A 17,089-nucleotide genomic window follows, 5' to 3' on the forward strand; every position below is an offset into this window, starting at 1 on the left:
CCGTCAGGACGAGTCCACATGGATACGACGAACGAGGCTGGCGTTCCTTCGCACTTGGATCGACCGATGATTCCGTTGAAACATCTCGGGCGTGTACTTCGTCCAGGCCTGATGCTGCCGTTCCTGCTGTTGGCAGGCTGCAACTCGGCCATTCTCAATCCGAAAGGCCAGATCGGCCACGACGAGAAGCAACTGCTGATCACCTCGGTCGTGCTGATGCTGATCGTGGTCATCCCGGTGATCGTGATGACGATTGCGTTCGCGTGGAAATATCGCGCGTCCAACACGAAGGCGCGCTACGAGCCGGACTGGTCGCACTCCACCGCCATCGAAGTGGTGGTGTGGTCGATCCCCTGCGTGATCATCCTGGTGCTGGCGGTGCTGACCTGGCGCTCCTCGCACGCGCTGGACCCGTACCGGCCGCTGGATTCGGACGTCAAGCCGATCACCATCGAAGCGGTGTCGCTGGACTGGAAGTGGATGTTCATCTACCCGGACCAGAACATCGCCACGGTCAACGAGATCGCGTTCCCGGTGCATACGCCGCTGAACTTCAAGATCACCTCCGATACGGTGATGAACTCGTTCTTCATCCCGCACCTGGGCACGATGATCTACGCGATGGCCGGCATGGAAACCAAGCTGCACCTGGTGGCCAACGAGCCGGGCGAATACTTCGGCCTGTCGACCAACTACAGCGGTCACGGCTTCTCGAAGATGAGCTTCAAGGCGCATGCGGTCGATCAGGCCGGCTTCGATGCGTGGGTGGCCAAGGTCAAGGCATCGCCGACCGCGTTGAACGCCGCCGAGTACCAGGTGCTGGCGGCCAACCGCAACGACAAGGAACAGTATCCGGTCACCTACTACTCGTCGGTGCAGGACGGCATGTTCCGCTCGCTCGTCGACAAATACATGAATGGTCCGGGCCATAACAAAGGCCATGGCGACCATCAGGCAGCGGCTGCAGAGCCGGTTGCCATGTGCACTTCTGGAGACAAGTGATGCTAGGCAAACTTACGATCGAGGCGGTTCCGTACCACGAGCCGATCATCATGGTCGCACTCGGTGGTGCCGGCCTGCTCGGCCTGCTCATCGCGGGCGCCATCACCAAGTACAAGCTGTGGGGCTACCTGTGGAACGAGTGGTTCACCTCGGTGGATCACAAGCGCATCGGTGTGATGTACATCATCGTGGCGCTGGTCATGTTGCTGCGCGGCTTCGCCGATGCGGCGATGATGCGCACCCAGCAGGCGCTGGCGGGTAACGGCGGCGAAGGTGTGCTGCCGCCGCATCACTACGACCAGATCTTCACCGCGCACGGCGTGATCATGATCTTCTTCATGGCCATGCCGTTCATGACCGGCCTGTTGAACCTGATCGTGCCGCTGCAGATCGGCGCACGCGACGTGGCGTTCCCGTTCCTGAACTCGCTGAGCTTCTGGCTGTTCGTGGCCGGCGCGGCGCTGATCAACATCTCGCTGGGTGTCGGCGAATTCGCGCAGACCGGCTGGCTGGCCTATCCGCCGTTGTCGGGGCTGGAATACAGTCCAGGGGTCGGTGTCGATTACTACATCTGGGCGCTGCAGGTCTCAGGCCTGGGCACGTTGCTGACCGGCATCAACTTCTTCGTGACGATCATGCGGATGCGCGCGCCGGGTATGACCCTGATGCGCATGCCGATCTTCACCTGGACCGCGCTGATCACCAACATCCTGATCATCGCCGCATTCCCGATCCTGACCGTGGCGCTGGCGCTGCTGGGTGCCGACCGTTACCTGGGCACGCACTTCTTCACCAATGACGGTGGCGGCAACGCCATGATGTACGTCAACCTGATCTGGATCTGGGGTCACCCGGAAGTCTATATCCTGATCCTGCCGGCGTTCGGCATCTTCTCCGAGCTGATCGCGACCTACAGCCGCAAGCGCTTGTTCGGCTACACCTCGATGGTCTACGCGACCTCGTGCATCGGCGTGCTGTCGTTCGTGGTGTGGTTGCACCACTTCTTCACCATGGGCTCGGGTGCCAACGTCAATGCCTTCTTCGGCATCACGACGATGATCATCTCGATCCCGACCGGCGTGAAGATCTTCAACTGGCTGTTCACCATGTTCCGCGGTCGTGTGCACATGACCTCGCCGGTGCTGTGGACGATCGGCTTCATCATCACTTTCACCATTGGCGGCATGACCGGCGTGATGCTGGCGATTCCGGCCGTGGACTTCGTGCTGCACAACAGCCTGTTCCTGATCGCGCACTTCCATAACGTGATCATCGGCGGCGTGGTGTTCGGTTACCTGGCCGGCCTGACCTACTGGTTCCCGAAGGCGTTCGGCTTCAAGCTCAACGAGAAGATCGGCAAGGCCTCGTTCTGGTGCTGGATCATCGGCTTCTTCGTGGCCTTCATGCCGCTGTACGTGCTCGGCTTCATGGGCATGACCCGTCGCATGAATACCTACAACCACCCCGAGTGGGCGCCGTGGCTGTACGTCGCTGCGGCCGGTGCTGCGATCATCGGCCTGGGTATCTTCCTGAACCTGGTGCAGATCGGTTACAGCGTGTGGAAGCGCAAGGAGCACATGGACTACACGGGCGATCCGTGGGATGGCCGTACGCTGGAGTGGGCCACCTCCTCGCCGCCGCCGTTCTACAACTTCGCCGTGCTGCCGCACATCGACGACCGCGATCAGTTCTGGGCCGACAAGCAGAACGGCAAGGGCTGGGTGCGTCCGTCCAAGTACGAGGCGATCCACATGCCGCGCAACACCGGGGCAGGCGTGTATATCGGTGCCTTCAGCGTGCTGATGGGCTTCGGTCTGATCTGGCACATCTGGTGGCTGGCCATCATCGGCCTGGTCGGCATGATCGGCAGCTTCATTGCGCGCACCTTCGATGACGACATCGATTACTGGGTGCCGGCCGACGAAGTGGAGCGCATCGAAAACGCGCGCTTTGCCCTGCTCGAACAGCAACATGCGGCGCAGGCCGCGAAGGTGGTATGACCATGTCTTCCTCGACCACGCTTGACCACGCCGCCCACGCGGGCGGCCACGACGACCACGAACATCACGACGCCGGTGGCAACACCGTCTTCGGGTTCTGGGTCTACCTGATGAGCGACTGCCTGCTGTTCGCCGGCCTGTTCGCCACCTATGCGGTGCTCTCGGGCGCCACGGTGGACGGACCGACCGCCAAGGAGCTGTTCGACCTGAAGTTCGTGCTGGTGGAAACCTTCCTGCTGTTGTTCAGCAGCCTGAGCTTCGGCGTTGCGATGATCTCCGCGCACAAGCGCAGCATGACCGGGCTGTACGCCTGGCTGGGCGTCACCGCACTGCTGGGTATTGGCTTTCTGTGCATGGAAGTGTGGGAGTTCAACCACCTGATCCATGAAGGGGCGGGTCCGGGGCGCAGCGCGTTCCTGTCGGCCTTCTTCACCCTGGTGGGTACGCACGGCCTGCACGTGGCTTCGGGCCTGTTGTGGATGGCAGTGCTGGTGATCCAGATCTCCAAGAACGGCCTGACCCCGCGCAACAGCACGCGTCTGGCCTGCCTGAGCCTGTTCTGGCATTTCCTGGACATCATCTGGATCGGTGTGTTCACCGTCGTCTACCTGCTGGGAGCGCTGTAATGGCCAATCACCACGCGCATGAAACCGCTGCCGATGCACATGCCGGCGGCCTAAAGTCCTACCTGATCGGCTTTGTGATGGCCGTGATCCTCACCGTCATCCCGTTTGCGATGGTGATGAGCGGGGCGTTCTCCAAGGGCGTCACCGTCATCGTGATCTCGCTGATGGCGGCGGTGCAGATGCTGGTGCACATGGTGTACTTCCTGCACATGGATCGCTCGCCCGAGCAGCGCTCCAACGTGCAGGTGGGCCTGTTCTCGCTGCTGATCATCGGCATCGTGATCGTCGGTTCGCTGTGGGTGCTGCACAACATGAACGTCAACATGATGCATTGAGACGGTGCTGTGCCGGATCACGGCACGCCGGATCGAAGCATGCTGGACAAAAAGCCGCCGGGTTACCGGCGGTTTTTTTGTGTGTGAATCGCTGCGCAGCATGACCTATGGCATACGGGGAAGCGCGGGCAGGCGCTTAGCATCGTGGGCTTGCCTGTTCCAGGTCCCTGCGGAGTTGCGATGAAGATCCCCACCTTGTTGTCCGTGTCGTTGCTGGCGGCACTGTCGTTGCCTGCGGCCGCACAAACTGCCGCGCCGCAGGACGTGCCGTTCGACGGCACCTTGAAGATCGACGTCGATGCCACCGATCTGGCCCATCGCATCTTCAAGGTCAAAACCACCATGCCGGCCCGGCCGGGCCCGATGACGCTGCTGTATCCGCAGTGGATTCCCGGCAATCACTCGCCGACCGGGCCGATCGACAAGCTCGCCGGTCTGGTGATCAAGGTGGACGGCAAGGTAGTGCCATGGAAGCGCGACCAGTTCGATGTGTATGCCTTCACCGTGGACGTGCCGCAGGGCGCCAGCGAGCTGGTGGCCGAGTTCAAGTTCCTCTCGCCGCAAGCCCCCAACCAGGGCCGGGTGATGATGACCCCGGAGATGCTCAACCTGCAGTGGAACACCACGGCGCTGTATCCGGCCGGCGTCTTCGCACGCAACATCAAGGCCCAGGCCAGCGTCACCTTGCCAGCCGGCTGGAGCTATGCCACGGCGCTGGAGACCGACCGCCGGGTTGGCGACACCGTGACCTTCAAGCCGATCGACTTCGACGACCTGGTCGACTCGCCGATGTTCGCCGGCAAGTACTACAAGCGCGTGGAGCTGAGCGGCGGCAAGCAGCCGGTCTACCTCAACGTGTTCGCCGACGAAGCCAAGTCGCTGGAGGCCAAGCCCGAGCAGATCAAGGCGCATGCGTCGCTGGTGCAGCAGATGGACAAGCTCTACGGCGCGCGGCATTTCGATCACTACGAGTTCCTGCTGGCGCTGACCAAGAAGTTGGGTGGCATCGGCCTGGAGCATCATCGCTCCAGCGAAAACAGCGGCGTGCCGACCTACTTCACCGAGTGGGACAAGAGCTGGACCGGCCGCGATCTGCTCGCGCACGAGTTCAACCATTCCTGGAACGGCAAGTACCGCCGTGGCGCCGACCTGGCCACGCCCAACTTCAACGTGCCGATGGGCGACAGCCTGCTGTGGCTGTACGAAGGCCAGACCCAGTTCTGGGGCGAAGTGATGGCTGCGCGTTCGGGCCTGTGGACGCAGGACCAGGCGCGCGAGATGCTGGCCGGCGTGGCGGCGAACTACGAGCGCGGTCGCCCCGGCATGGCCTGGCGCACCGTGCAGGACACCACCAACGACCCGACCATGTCGATGCGCCGGCCCAAGGCCTACCGTAGCTATCAGATGGCCGAAGACTATTACTCCGGCGGCCAGATGATGTGGCTGGAAGTGGACAGCAAGCTGCGCGCGCTGACCAACAACAAGCGTTCCATCGACGATTTCGGCAAGGCCTTCTTCGGCATGAAGAACGGCGATTGGGACGTCAATCCGTACACCTTCGACGACATCGTTGCCACGCTCAATGGCGTGGCTCCCTACGACTGGGCGAGCCTGTTGCGCAGCCGCATGGACGGGCATGGTTCCTTGAACGGTGGCATCGAAGCCAACGGCTGGAAGCTGGTCTACAACGAGGAGCCGAACTTGGCCACCAAGGCCGACGAGAGCGACGACAAGGACGCCAGCCTGACCTATTCGCTTGGCGTGTCCCTGAAAGCCTCTGGCGATATCGGCGATGTGCTGTGGGACGGCCCGGCCTTCAATGCCGGCCTGATCGCCGGCAACACCATCGTGGCGGTCAACGGCCGCGCCTTCAGCAGTGAGGTGATCAAGGACGCGATCAAGGCGGCCAAGGGCACCACCGCGCCGATCGAACTGCTGGTCAAGCGCCTGGACCGCTACGACACCGTGCGCATCGATTACCACGGCGGCCTGCTGTATCCGCATCTGGAGCGCATCCCCGGCAAGCCGGATCGCCTGAGCGAGTTGTACAAGCCGCGCTGAGTGGCAGCCGCCCGCTCGCAGCCGTTGAAGCGGGCAATGGCAAGACCTTGGGGCTGCATGGCCGATTGCGATCGATCATGCAGCTCCAGACGCTGTTTCTGGTCGGTACCGATGCCGACCGATCAAAAGACATCGCGCCAGGCAAACGCTCGGCGCCATCGATGTCCGAGTGAAAACGCAGCAGCAGGAGGAATGCGCGGTTGCATCCATTCCAGCAACGCCGCAGCCTGGCCGATTCCCGATTCCCGAGCCAGCGTCGCGCATCCTGAGACCGACGCCGACTATCCTGTCGCTCCAGAAGCGATTGGTTAACTGACGATGGCGAAGGCGAAAACGGCCTATGTCTGCGGCGAGTGCGGCGCCGAATACAACAAGTGGCAGGGGCAATGCACCGAGTGCGGGGTGTGGAACACGCTCAGCGAGATCGTGCTCGAAAGTGCCACGCCCGGCGGCAAGGCCTCGCCTGCGGCATCGCGGCGTAGCGGCTGGGCCGGCAAGGCCGAGGCGCCCAAGATCACCGCGCTCAAGGACGTGCAGCAGTCCGAGCAGGCGCGTGTGTCCACCGGCATCGGCGAGTTCGATCGGGTGCTGGGCGGGGGCCTGGTCGAAGGCGCGGTGGTGTTGATCGGTGGCGACCCCGGCATTGGCAAGTCGACGCTGTTGCTGCAGGCGCTGGCGAGCATGGCCAGCACGCTGCCGGTGCTGTACGTCACCGGTGAGGAATCGCTGGCACAGGTGGCCGGGCGCGCAGTGCGGCTGGATCTGCCGTTGGAGGGCCTGAACGCGCTGGCCGAAACCGGCATCGAAAACATTTTGCAGCATGCCAGCGTGGCGCGGCCGAAGCTGATCGTGGCCGACTCGGTACAGACGCTGTGGACCGAGTCGCTGACCGCGGCGCCGGGCTCGGTCAGCCAGGTACGCGAGAGCGCTGCGCGGCTGGTGCGCTATGCCAAGGAGACCGGCACCGCGGTATTCCTGGTCGGCCATGTGACCAAGGAAGGCGGCATCGCCGGCCCGCGCGTGCTCGAGCATATGGTCGATGCGGTGCTGTACTTCGAAGGCGAGAGCGGCAGCCGGTTCCGGCTGTTGCGCGCGTTCAAGAACCGCTTCGGTGCGGTCAACGAGCTGGGCGTGTTCGCGATGGGCGAGAAGGGCCTCAAGGAGGTCTCCAACCCGTCGGCGATCTTCCTGTCTGGCGGCAGCACCCAGCAGCCGGGCAGCTGCGTGATGGTCACCCGCGAAGGCACCCGTCCGCTGATGGTGGAGGTGCAGGCGCTGGTGGACGCCTCGCCGCTGTCCAATCCGCGGCGCGTGGCGGTGGGTCTGGAGCAGAACCGGCTGGCGATGCTGCTGGCGGTGCTGCATCGCCATGGCGGCATTGTGGTGGGCGACCAGGACGTGTTCGTCAACGTGGTCGGCGGCATCCGGGTGCAGGAAACCGCCGCCGACCTGCCGGTGCTGCTCGCAGTGCTGTCCTCGCTGCGTGACCGGCCGCTGTCCGAGAAGACCATCGCGTTTGGCGAAGTGGGCCTGTCCGGCGAGATCCGGCCGGTGCCGAATGGCGAGGACCGTCTGAAGGAGGCCGCCACCCATGGTTTCAAGCGCGCGATCGTGCCCAAGGCCAACGCGCCCAAGACCACCAGCATCAAGGGCATGGAGATCGTTGCGGTGGAGCGGCTGAGCCAGGCACTGGAAGCGGCGGCCGAGTGATGCCGACGCGGTAGCGGAGCGACTGTCGGCACAGGCGTCGCTCTGCACGCGATGAGCTGACCCCGCACCCCCGAGCAGTGGGCGGCATGGCCGCCTGCGTCATGCCGGAATGACATCAATGAAGTTTCGGGCTGGCCGCCGCCAGCTCCGGTGACCGTCCGTCGGCCAGCAGGTCGCGATCTGCCATTAGCCGATAAGAAAACGTTTTCAGCGCAGGGCGGCTATGGCACCATGCGCGGCCCGTTGCACTGTGCACCGGATCACGGACAGCGCTCACTGCGCGTTATCAGGAGAAACACGATGGAATGGATGTTGTTGCCACTCAAGCGCTACGCCGACTTCAATGGCCGCTCGCGCCGCAAGGAATATTGGATGTTCATGCTGCTGCAGGCGATCGTCCTGCTGGTGTTGGGCGGCCTGTTCGGCATCGCGGCTGCACTGATGGGCGGCGAGAACGGTCCTGGTGCACTGGCATGGCTGGTTGCTGCCGTCATGGGGATCGTGGTGCTGGCATTGATTGTGCCGAGCATTGCAGTGACCGTGCGTCGCTTGCACGACCAGGGCAAGTCGGGTTGGTTCTATCTGATCAGCCTGGTGCCGTACGTCGGCGGCTTCATCGTGCTGGTCTTCATGTGCCTGGAAGGCACGCCCGGCCCGAACGAGTACGGCGAGAATCCCAAGCAGTAACCGGGGGCAAGGCCTGATCGAACAATGGCGCGGAGACTTCTCCGCGCCATTGTCGTTTCTGGAGATGTACGGTTGGCGCAGGCTCACCAACAAGACGCATGCGTTTGAGTGCCGGATTCGGCTCGATTGATGCGTTCTTCAACTGCCGGCAAAAACTTGGACGTCCTGCCAGGGTGTAGGAAGCAGTCGACCGGCAATGCGCCAAGGCTCTATTCGTATGTTCAATACATTATTGAACTATTAATTGGGTGCGTTTCCACTCAACGTGGCGCCGGCGAACAAGCTCTGTCAGTTAATGCCTGGCCAGATCAACGCATGGCGACTGCCGATTCACTGCAATGCAGGCGTCGATAGCAGTTGGCAAGCGCAGGTCGCCGCCGATCGCCGCGCTTCGCTCTTGCAGGGCCGCATCGCTCAACAAGCCGCAGCATGATGGGCGGTGCTGGGGCTGACGGCCTTGCCGGGCGTCGGTGCGTCCTTGTCCTGCAGGGCAAGTTCCAGCTTGTACCCATGCGAATACACGGTTCTGATGCGCACCACGCCGCTGTGATTGCACAGTTGCAGCTTCTTGCGCAGCTTGTAGATGTGCTGCTCCATCGTGCGGTCGGTGAACTCGGTGTGGCTACCCCACACCGCCTTGGCCAACTGGCAGCGGCGGAAACACACACCGGGGCTGGAAAACAGCAGCCAGGCGATCGAGAACTCGCGTGCGGTCAACACGATCGGCTTGCCGTGCAGATACACGGTATTTTCGTCGCGGATCAGCTGGTAGGGGCCCACACTCAGCTGCTGGCTCTCGGGGCACGCCTCGGCCACCGGCGACAGCGCCAATGCTGCTCGCACATGCAGTTCGTGGGAATTGAAGGGAAGGGCGAGTACATCGTGTGCGCCGACGCGGTACCAGGCCAGGATGTCGTGGGCACAGTCAAAACGCCCCAGCACGATCAACGGCGTGGGATGGCCGCTGTGGCAGCGTTGCCAGGCCAGCAACGAGCTGTCATCCGACGCGACGCAGGTCGCGTCGAAAATCAACAGCTCGCAAGGGGAATGCCGCAGCGAGCGCAGAAGTTCGAGTTCGTCGGAAAACACCGCAAAACTCGGGGCGAGCGGTGCGAGGCTCGCGTTGACCTGCGATGCCAGACGCGCGTCCTGCGTCAACAGGAAAGCCGATCCTTGCTTGCCGGGAAGGTTGCCGTGCATCAGCCGGCCTTCCCATGTCTGCACACGTACCAGTCGTACGTCGGATGCCTGTTGCGGACAGCAGGCGCCAATACAAAACCCACATGTAGAGATAAGTGCATCGCCATCGCCTTTGGCTGCCAGGGGATCCGACCTGGAGTCGGACGAATGGTATGTACCATTGCCGAGGCAGAAAGTTTCACTGCTGCGTACTTTTCTTCGGCTTTGGGTAGGCCGGCTTTAACGTACGCTCATTTAGGCGCAACACAGCTCTTACATCCAGGGCATGCGTCGTGAGTAACTAACAAAATTCCGACATCGGGCAATGCGCAGGCCGGGCGATCCGGGGAAACAACAGACGCGATCGCCGAGTTCATTCCATCGCGTGCCCAGGTCTATACCACGGTATTGCGATTTGCATGCGCTTGCAGCGCACATGGAATATGTCGCCAATTCGTCGATGCAACGAAACCGCGCGGCAATCGTTTGAAGCGCATCTTTCATTTACTGAAGCGCCGCGCCAGCAGCCATTGCCACGTCATGCCCGGACAGCGCTCAAGCCAATGCAAGGCTTGGCCTCTGGATTGCCTTGCGAATTCTCTCCGGCAGAAGTCCTGTCTTCAATACGGTTTCGCATGGCGTGCAATGTCCTATGCATGACAGCGCCGGCGGTATGCAAAAAGTGCCCTTTATCTGCATGCCGCATAACTGGGTTGCCAGGAGACAGAGTGAGGTTTTTTGATTTTCTTAGTGCCTTCGAGTGAGAAATTCCATTGGATCCGCTGCATACAATCGGTTGCGCCAGCCAGACCGGCGCATTGTTGTTTTTGCTCATCCCCCTATGAGAGAGCCCGGCATGATCCTTTCAACCTACTTCGCGGCGATCTCTGCGTTGTCGTACGCAGACCGTCTTCCTACCTATACAAGCAGGATGCTGGTTGGTGCCTGGCCGCAAGGTCTGCAACATCTTCAACAACGCCGTGATGGCCAGGCCGCCGCGGATGGCGCCGACGACGAAGTCGGCCTGCTCGGCGCCAGCGGCGACGCCTTGTTGATTCTCGAATACCAGGAGGAGGCCGAAGATGCCTACCGCCACGCCTTGAAGGCGATGCGCGGGCATCAGCGCCAACTGCGGTTGCTGTCCTGCCGCAATACCGCCTGGTTGATGCTGAGCCAGCGCCGCCTGAGCGCTGCATTGAACTGCTTCGCACAGCTGGCGATGGACCGCGAGACGCCGGCCTGCCTGTGCGGTGAGAGTCTGCTGGGCAAGGCGCTGACCCACTTCCATCTGGGCCAGAGCACGCTGGCGCTGCAGACCCTTGAGCGTGCCAACGACGTGCTGGCGGAACTGGACAGCGGCGCAACCGAGTGGCTGCGCATCGCAAATGCGCTGCGCCTGGACATGATTGCGCAGTTGCGCATCCGGCGCGCCGACCGGATGAGCGACCACGTGTTCTGGCAGGCCACGCTGCGCCAGGAGGATGCGGCACACGCGTTCGAGCCCAACGAGCTGCGCGCCTGCATCGCCGACCTGGCCGAGAGCATGCCGGTGCTCGCACAGCGCATGCGCCACGTGCGCAATCTGCTGCGCATCGCCGGTGGCGACACCTTCGGTTTCGATGCGCAGATCGATGCGCTGCCGGCCGCCGCCACCGGTTGCCCGCCCTGCGCCCGGCAGGATGCGCAGGTGGAGCTGGCGCTTGCCGCATTGGCGGTGGGGCGCGCCGATCTGGCGGAGCGTGCCCTGGCCGGTGCCGGCCGGCACCACGCGCCACGCTGGAATCTGGAGTTCGAGTATTGCCAAGCCAAGATCAGCCAGGCGTTGGGCAAGACCGAGCAGGCACTGCTGCTGTACAACCGCTATGCGCTGGGCGCGGTGCAGTGCCTGCGCAGCGAGGTGCAGGCGCCGCGGCTGCTGGAAAGCGGCACGCCGGCGCATGTCAGCGACGACATCTCCGCGCGGCTGCCGGCCAAGTACCGGCGGGCCTACGCCTACATGATCACCAATGCGCACCGCTCGGACCTGTCGATCAACGAGGTGGCTGCGCAGATCGGCGTCACCGGGCGCGCCTTGCAGCAGGCTTTCAAGTCCGCCACCGGGCTGTCGCCGACCCAGGTGCTGCGTCGTTACCGGATGCAGAGCATTCGCGACGAACTGCTGGCCGAAGGCGGCTGCGGCAGCGTGCTGCAGGCGGCCAGCCGCTGGGGCGTGGGCAGCCGCTCGGCGCTGGCCAAGGGCTATCGCCAGCATTTCAATGAGGCGCCGATGGAAACCCTGCAGCGCTAAGCCGTTGCGCGCCACGGCCGGGCGTCGACGCAGGCCGTGGCGCGTCGTTTCCAAAGGGTGTGCTGCAGTGGCGACCGAACGGCTGGCCAGGCGCTGAAGGCAGTCATAGTGTGACGCGCGTGCGTATGGCGTGGCTTGCGGCTATCCTGTTCGGCTCGCACTGCCACCCAGGAAGGCGCGTCCGAGGATGGGCGTGGCCGCCAAGGAAACGACGAACGATCATGCAAGATCACACCTCCGAGGCGACGGACGCCTCCCAGATCCGCCGTGCAGGCGTCGATCTCAACGGACTGATGTCCGTGCTCAGCAAGCATCTGTATTCCACGCCGGTGGTCGCGCTGCGCGAGCTGGTGCAGAACGCGCACGACTCGATCCTGCGTCGCCGGCTGGAACAACCCGACTGGCAAGGCGAATCGCGCATCGAAGTGAATGCCGACGCTGCCCAGGGCATCGTGCGCATCATCGACACCGGCGCCGGGCTGACCCAGCAGGAAATCCACGACTACCTGGCCACGGTCGGCGTGGGGTATACGCGTGGCCTGCGTCAGGGCGGGCATGAGGACAGCGGCCTGATCGGCATGTTCGGGCTGGGCTTTCTGTCGGCCTTCGTGCTGGCGCGCCGCGTCACCGTGCGCACCACCTCCTACCAGAGCCCGACGCTGGGGCATTGCTATATCTCCAGCAATGCCGAGCAATACACGGTGAGCCCAATCCCGGCGCGTGCGCAGGTCGGGACCGAAGTGGTGCTGGAACTGCACCAGGACTATCTGTCGTTGGCCCAGGAAGCACGGCTGCGCGAGATCCTGTCGCGCTATTGCGCGCTGCTGCGCGAGCCGATCTGGATTGGCTCCGATACCCAGGCGATTAACCCCGAGCCGCCGCCGTGGCGCATGCACGACGCGGTGCCGTTGCATCCGGTGCAGGCCTGGCGGCGCCAACGCGAGTTTGCTGCACGTTTCGAGCGCAACTTCGAACCCTTGTGCTGCATGCCGGTGCGCGCGGAGGAGGGCAGCGATGCGGTCGGCCTGCTGTGGGTGCAGGACGGGGCCACCTATGGCACCAGCGACAACCGCAATCTGTCGGTGTTCCTGCGCGGCATGCTGCTGGACGACAACGCGCGCGAACTGCTGCCGCCGTGGGCGGGCTTTATCGGGGGCGTGATCGAATCCAATCGCTTGACGCCCACCGCCAGCCGCGAGGATCTGCAGCGCGATGCCACCTACGCGGCCGTGCAGCACGCACTGTCCGAGGCGCTGGTGCAGGGCCTGGCCGATGTGGCGCGTCAGCAGCCGGAAGCCTGGCGGCGCATCCTGCTGCGGCACAACGAGGCATTGCTGGGCGCGGCGCTGTGCGACGAGCGTCTGTTCGAATTGCTGATGGAACACGTGCGGGTGCCGACCTCGCAGGGCGACCTGCCGGCGCAGCAGTTGCCGGCGCGTGGTGCGGTGCACGTGATCCTGGACAGCGACAGTGGTTTCGAAGAAATGCTGTTCCGCGCAATGGGCGTGCCGGTGGCCTACGGAAACCGCTATGCGGTGGTGCCGTTCCTGCGCCGCTGGGCGCAGGCCAAGGGCGTGCGCCTGGTCGAGCTGGGCACCGAGCAGGGCAACCGGCAGTTGTTCCAGCTGGACACGCTGCCGGCCGACGAACTGGCCTGGCTGGAACAGCATCTGGGCGATGGCGAAGCGCTGGTGCCGGCGCGTTTCAGTCCCGAGGCATTGCCATTGGTGGTGGTGCCCGACCGCGAGGCCGAACTGAAACGCCGCCTGGAGCAGGACGAGAACGACAAGCGCGTGTCCACCGCTGCGCTGCGGCTGGCCCGGCAATTCACGGCGGGGATCGAAGCACGGCAGACCCAGCGGCTCTACCTGAATCTCGACAACCCGGCGTTGCAGGCGCTGCTGGCGGCGCAACGCGCCGGCAATCCGCAGGCGGCGGTGGCGGCACGGCTGCTGCGCTCACTGAAGGTGATCGTGTCGGCGCAGGGGCGCACCCAGCCGCAGCCCGGTGCCAACGCATCGGGCGGATCGGATTTGAACCGGGCCTTCGGCGATCTTGCCGAGGCCGTGACCCAATTGCTGGCACGCTGAGCGCCGCATCGAAGGAGCAACACGATGGAAATCTGGAACTGGGTAGAAAAGCTGCAGGACGATCTGGGCGAAGCCGGGCAGCCGCAGAATGCGCAGCTGCTGACGCGCCTGACCGACCACATCTGCGACCTGCAGATCGAACGCGCCGAAGCGCTGTTGCCCGAGGCGCGTGCGCTGGGCAAGACGCTGGCCAATCCGTGGCTGGAGGTGTTCGTCGGGCATTGGGAAATGCGCAACCGGGTCGGCAACCTGTGCGAAGGCGAGCGTGCGCTGAGCGATGCGGTGACGCTGTTCGAGCGCGCGCACCGCCCCGATGCGGTGGAGTGCCCGCAGTCGGTGTGCGTGACCCAGGATCTGGCCGCGTGCTACGCCAACATCGATGGTCCGGGCTGGGTGGAAGAGCGCATCGAGGTCTGCGAGGAAACGCTGGGCCGCATCGATCCGAGCTGGTCGTGCTACCAGTGCCTGAGCTGCGAAAAAGCCGACGCCTTGCTCGACGACGGACGCGGCGAGGCGGCGCTGAGTTATCTGGAGCAGCAGTCGCAGACCATTGTTGCGCATGGCGGGCAGATCTACGACGGCGTGCCGGACATGCGCATCTCGATCCTGCTCTCGCTGGGCCGCGCGGAAGATGCGCTGGCACTGATCGAGCAGCGCGAACGCGAGGCCGCGCGCGAGGGGGCGGAGTGGGCCAACTGCAGTCAGCCGCGGCGTTTGCAGAAAGCCCGCGCCTTGGCGATGTTGAATCGTGACGACGAAGCGCTGGAAGCGTTTCTGCCGTGGCGCGAGGTCGCGCCGCGCTACCGCCTGCACTGGTTGCGTGCGGTGGTGGTGCTGGTGTCGCGCCAGCCCGAGCGCAACACCTGGGATCTGGGCAGCCGCCTGCAGGTGATGCTCGATCATTACGCGCAGGTCGGTGCGCATCGCATCCTGATCGAGGCGGCCGAAATGGCGATCGGGCTGGCCTTGCAGCGTGGCGCGGTGTGGACTGCGCGCCGCCACCTGGCGCTTGCGCGTGCGCACGTGCCCAAGTTGCGCCAGGACCGTGGCGCTACGCAATTGCTGGACGGTCTGGCCGTGCGCATCGAAACCGCACCGGCCGGCGAGCCGGCGCCGGTCCCCGCCGAGCAGTTGCTGGCATGGCTGGATGCGCAGGGCGAAGACGTGGCGCGTAACCCCGAGCGCGAGGCGCAGTGGTTGCTGCAGGCAGTGGCCGAGCGACCCGACGATGCCGAGTTGGTGGACACCACGGCGTCGGCATTGAGCGCGTGTGCGGCCGACGACGAGGCGATCGCGCTGCTGTGGGCCTTCGTGCAGCGGCATGCCGATCGCGAAACCAGTCCGACCTTCCGGCTGATGAATCTGCTGCTGGGCCGTGGCGACGAGGCCGGCCTGCGCCGGCTGGCGCAGCTGTATCGCCCGCTGGTGCCGGTGGCGGCGTTGTGGTGCGAGGCGCAGCTGGCCCAGCGGCTGGCCGATTGGCCGGCGCTGGAGCAGGCCTGCACCGCGTTGCTGGAACTGTCGCCCGGCTCGCACGGAGCGCGCGGCTTGCTGGGGCGCATGTATCTCAACACCGGCCGCTTCGCCGATGCCACCGAGGTGTATCGACAGCTGACCGAGTTGATGGAAGAACCACGCTCCGCGCATTGGGATCACATGACTGCGGCCAGCGCGGCGCAGCAGTGGGACGCGGTGCGCACCTCGGCGCTGGCGCTCGGCATGGAGCTGAGCAGCACCAGCGGCGTGGTCGAAGAAACCTGGGGTTGGGTGATCGTGCGCTGCGTGGATGACGGCGAGGCAGCCGAGTATTACGCGCGGCGCACCGGCCCGGTCACCGCGCGTATCGTCGAAAATGCACCGGCGCATCGGCGCCAGCATGTCGGCGACTGGGTGGTGTTCGATGCGGAGCTGCTTTATCCGCCGCCGGAGGACGAGGCCGAGCGCGAGCGTTTCGTGCCGACCTATGCGCAGGTGCATGTGCTGGAGGCGGGCGGTTACGGCAGCAGCTGGCTGGTGGATGGCGTGCATCCCGGCGAGCAGGCGATCGACGCCCTGCGCCAGGACATCGAAGCGCGTGGCTGGAAACTGTGGCTGCATAGCCGCGACGACTATCGCGTGGTCGATCCGGAACACGCGGACGCGTTCGACCCGGAAGATGCGAGCACGGGCTTGCCGGGCGTGCTGTTCACCGTGGCGCTGCCGGAAGCGGCGGCGCCGCTGGAACTGCATCGCGTCCTGCTGGCTACAACCGCGCAGTGGGCGCACCCGATGTGCTGGCTGCGCCTGGCCGAGGCCTGTGATCAGGACCCGCGCCCGCATCTGGACGCAGTGGAGCGCTACGGGCTGTAGGCGGCGATCAAGCTCGTCGCGCAGTGGCTGCTGATGCGGCCGCCGCCGGGATTGGGGATTGGGCATTCGGGATTGGCATGCGTGGTTGCGTGCCAACTGCTGGTATGTCGTCAGGAATGGTGACGTTCTCAAGGACGTGCAGCTCAGCGGGCCCTTGGCTTTTGTTTCAGCAACCGATAGCAATCGGTGGTGCTTGCGCGCGTGCCGGCGTGGGACCTTAAGCGGCATGGATGCCGCGCCAGAGCCTACACGGACGTACTTGCGGCGTGTCCTACGCTGGTACGCGTGCAAGCTCCCTCGGCAGACCGAGGCATTCGCGAAGAACCGGTGGATGTCGTGCGCAAGATTGATCGGTGTGCGGAGTCGGTCGGCGGCGCGGCGCCGCATCCGGTGTCGGGACACGCCGTGAATCCGTCCCTGGAGGCTCGGTGGCGACATCCATGTCGCCACACGGTCCCGCCACCGGACGCGGCGCCGCGCTCCCAAGATTGCTACCGCTGATCGGCAAGCAATGCTTTCAAAGTACGTGTGGATGCCTGCTCAGTCCGTGGCCAATGCAAATCGGCAAGCCATCTATTTGCTGCCACATCGTCAGCGATGGCGACACGCCGAAGCACCTACGGCCCAACAGGCCCTCCGCATTTCTTTCAGCAACCGACAACAACCGGTGGTGCTTGCGCGGGTGCCGGCGTGGGACCTTGAGCGGCATGGATGCCGCGCCAGAGCCTACACGGACGTACTTGCGGCGTGTCCCATGCCGGTA

11 protein-coding genes are annotated in these 17,089 nt (G+C 64.3%); 10 read left to right on the top strand and 1 reads right to left on the bottom strand.

All coding sequences use genetic code 11. The annotated features are described in order from the left end of the window. Nucleotides 1-66: 66 nt before the first annotated feature. The 7 genes from cyoA (at nt 67) to ABQY74_RS06555 (ending at nt 8,421) form a co-directional block, all read left to right on the top strand. Complete coding sequence (cyoA, locus tag ABQY74_RS06525; RefSeq protein ID WP_024940071.1) at nt 67-1,002, top strand: ubiquinol oxidase subunit II; 936 nt, start codon at nt 67-69, stop codon at nt 1,000-1,002. Further along, nucleotides 1,002-3,002, top strand: coding sequence for a cytochrome o ubiquinol oxidase subunit I (cyoB, locus tag ABQY74_RS06530; RefSeq protein WP_016901525.1), 2,001 nt, complete (start codon nt 1,002-1,004; stop codon nt 3,000-3,002). The genes cyoA and cyoB overlap by 1 nt, the downstream gene beginning before the upstream one ends. Continuing rightward, nucleotides 2,999-3,628 carry a cytochrome o ubiquinol oxidase subunit III gene (gene cyoC, locus ABQY74_RS06535; protein ID WP_006450194.1) on the top strand — a complete coding sequence of 210 codons (630 nt, stop codon included), beginning with the start codon at nt 2,999-3,001 and terminating at the stop codon, nt 3,626-3,628. The genes cyoB and cyoC overlap by 4 nt, the downstream gene beginning before the upstream one ends. Beyond that, the gene (gene cyoD / locus ABQY74_RS06540; protein ID WP_006450195.1) at nt 3,628-3,963 is read left to right on the top strand and encodes a cytochrome o ubiquinol oxidase subunit IV; all 336 of its coding nucleotides are present in this window, start codon (nt 3,628-3,630) and stop codon (nt 3,961-3,963) included. The genes cyoC and cyoD overlap by 1 nt, the downstream gene beginning before the upstream one ends. Before the next feature lie 180 nt (nt 3,964-4,143). Beyond that, a complete protein-coding gene (locus ABQY74_RS06545; protein WP_161961170.1) occupies nt 4,144-6,024 on the top strand; it encodes a M61 family metallopeptidase in 1,881 nt (626 codons plus the stop codon). Nucleotides 6,025-6,342: 318 nt separating this feature from the next. Continuing rightward, the gene (radA, locus tag ABQY74_RS06550; protein WP_016901522.1) at nt 6,343-7,734 is read left to right on the top strand and encodes a DNA repair protein RadA; all 1,392 of its coding nucleotides are present in this window, start codon (nt 6,343-6,345) and stop codon (nt 7,732-7,734) included. A 300-nt stretch (nt 7,735-8,034) separates the two neighbouring features. Next, entirely contained in the window at nt 8,035-8,421 is a 387-nt protein-coding gene (locus ABQY74_RS06555) for a DUF805 domain-containing protein (protein WP_016901521.1), read from the top strand. A gap of 414 nt (nt 8,422-8,835) precedes the next feature. On the opposite strand, the gene ABQY74_RS06560 is transcribed toward ABQY74_RS06555, so the two are convergent. Next, nucleotides 8,836-9,621, bottom strand: a complete 786-nt coding sequence (locus ABQY74_RS06560) for a response regulator transcription factor (protein ID WP_104555714.1) — start codon at nt 9,619-9,621, stop codon at nt 8,836-8,838. A gap of 910 nt (nt 9,622-10,531) precedes the next feature. On the opposite strand from ABQY74_RS06560, the gene ABQY74_RS06565 reads away from it, so the two are divergent. The 3 genes from ABQY74_RS06565 (at nt 10,532) to ABQY74_RS06575 (ending at nt 16,326) form a co-directional block, all read left to right on the top strand. Continuing rightward, entirely contained in the window at nt 10,532-11,887 is a 1,356-nt protein-coding gene (locus tag ABQY74_RS06565; protein ID WP_172454415.1) for a helix-turn-helix transcriptional regulator, read from the top strand. 221 nt (nt 11,888-12,108) lie between these two features. Continuing rightward, nucleotides 12,109-13,977, top strand: coding sequence for an ATP-binding protein (locus ABQY74_RS06570; protein WP_184231193.1), 1,869 nt, complete (start codon nt 12,109-12,111; stop codon nt 13,975-13,977). 24 nt (nt 13,978-14,001) lie between these two features. Beyond that, complete coding sequence (locus tag ABQY74_RS06575) at nt 14,002-16,326, top strand: hypothetical protein (RefSeq protein ID WP_349793955.1); 2,325 nt, start codon at nt 14,002-14,004, stop codon at nt 16,324-16,326. The last annotated feature ends 763 nt before the right edge of the window (nt 16,327-17,089 follow it).

This window comes from Xanthomonas sp. WHRI 7064 (genome assembly GCF_040202355.2).
In the GTDB taxonomy this organism is placed as follows: Bacteria; Pseudomonadota; Gammaproteobacteria; order Xanthomonadales; family Xanthomonadaceae; genus Xanthomonas; species Xanthomonas arboricola.

What these genes read in the sequence shown, in the direction of transcription:
- ABQY74_RS06570 (WP_184231193.1), top strand. Translation starts at nt 12,109, where the DNA reads ATGCAAGATCACACCTCCGAGGCGACGGACGCCTCCCAGATCCGCCGT.
- cyoC (WP_006450194.1), top strand. Translation starts at nt 2,999, where the DNA reads ATGACCATGTCTTCCTCGACCACGCTTGACCACGCCGCCCACGCGGGC.
- cyoA (WP_024940071.1), top strand. Translation starts at nt 67, where the DNA reads ATGATTCCGTTGAAACATCTCGGGCGTGTACTTCGTCCAGGCCTGATG.
- ABQY74_RS06565 (WP_172454415.1), top strand. Translation starts at nt 10,532, where the DNA reads ATGCTGGTTGGTGCCTGGCCGCAAGGTCTGCAACATCTTCAACAACGC.
- ABQY74_RS06545 (WP_161961170.1), top strand. Translation starts at nt 4,144, where the DNA reads ATGAAGATCCCCACCTTGTTGTCCGTGTCGTTGCTGGCGGCACTGTCG.
- radA (WP_016901522.1), top strand. Translation starts at nt 6,343, where the DNA reads ATGGCGAAGGCGAAAACGGCCTATGTCTGCGGCGAGTGCGGCGCCGAA.
- cyoB (WP_016901525.1), top strand. Translation starts at nt 1,002, where the DNA reads ATGCTAGGCAAACTTACGATCGAGGCGGTTCCGTACCACGAGCCGATC.
- ABQY74_RS06575 (WP_349793955.1), top strand. Translation starts at nt 14,002, where the DNA reads ATGGAAATCTGGAACTGGGTAGAAAAGCTGCAGGACGATCTGGGCGAA.
- ABQY74_RS06555 (WP_016901521.1), top strand. Translation starts at nt 8,035, where the DNA reads ATGGAATGGATGTTGTTGCCACTCAAGCGCTACGCCGACTTCAATGGC.
- cyoD (WP_006450195.1), top strand. Translation starts at nt 3,628, where the DNA reads ATGGCCAATCACCACGCGCATGAAACCGCTGCCGATGCACATGCCGGC.
- ABQY74_RS06560 (WP_104555714.1), bottom strand. Translation starts at nt 9,621, where the DNA reads ATGCACGGCAACCTTCCCGGCAAGCAAGGATCGGCTTTCCTGTTGACG.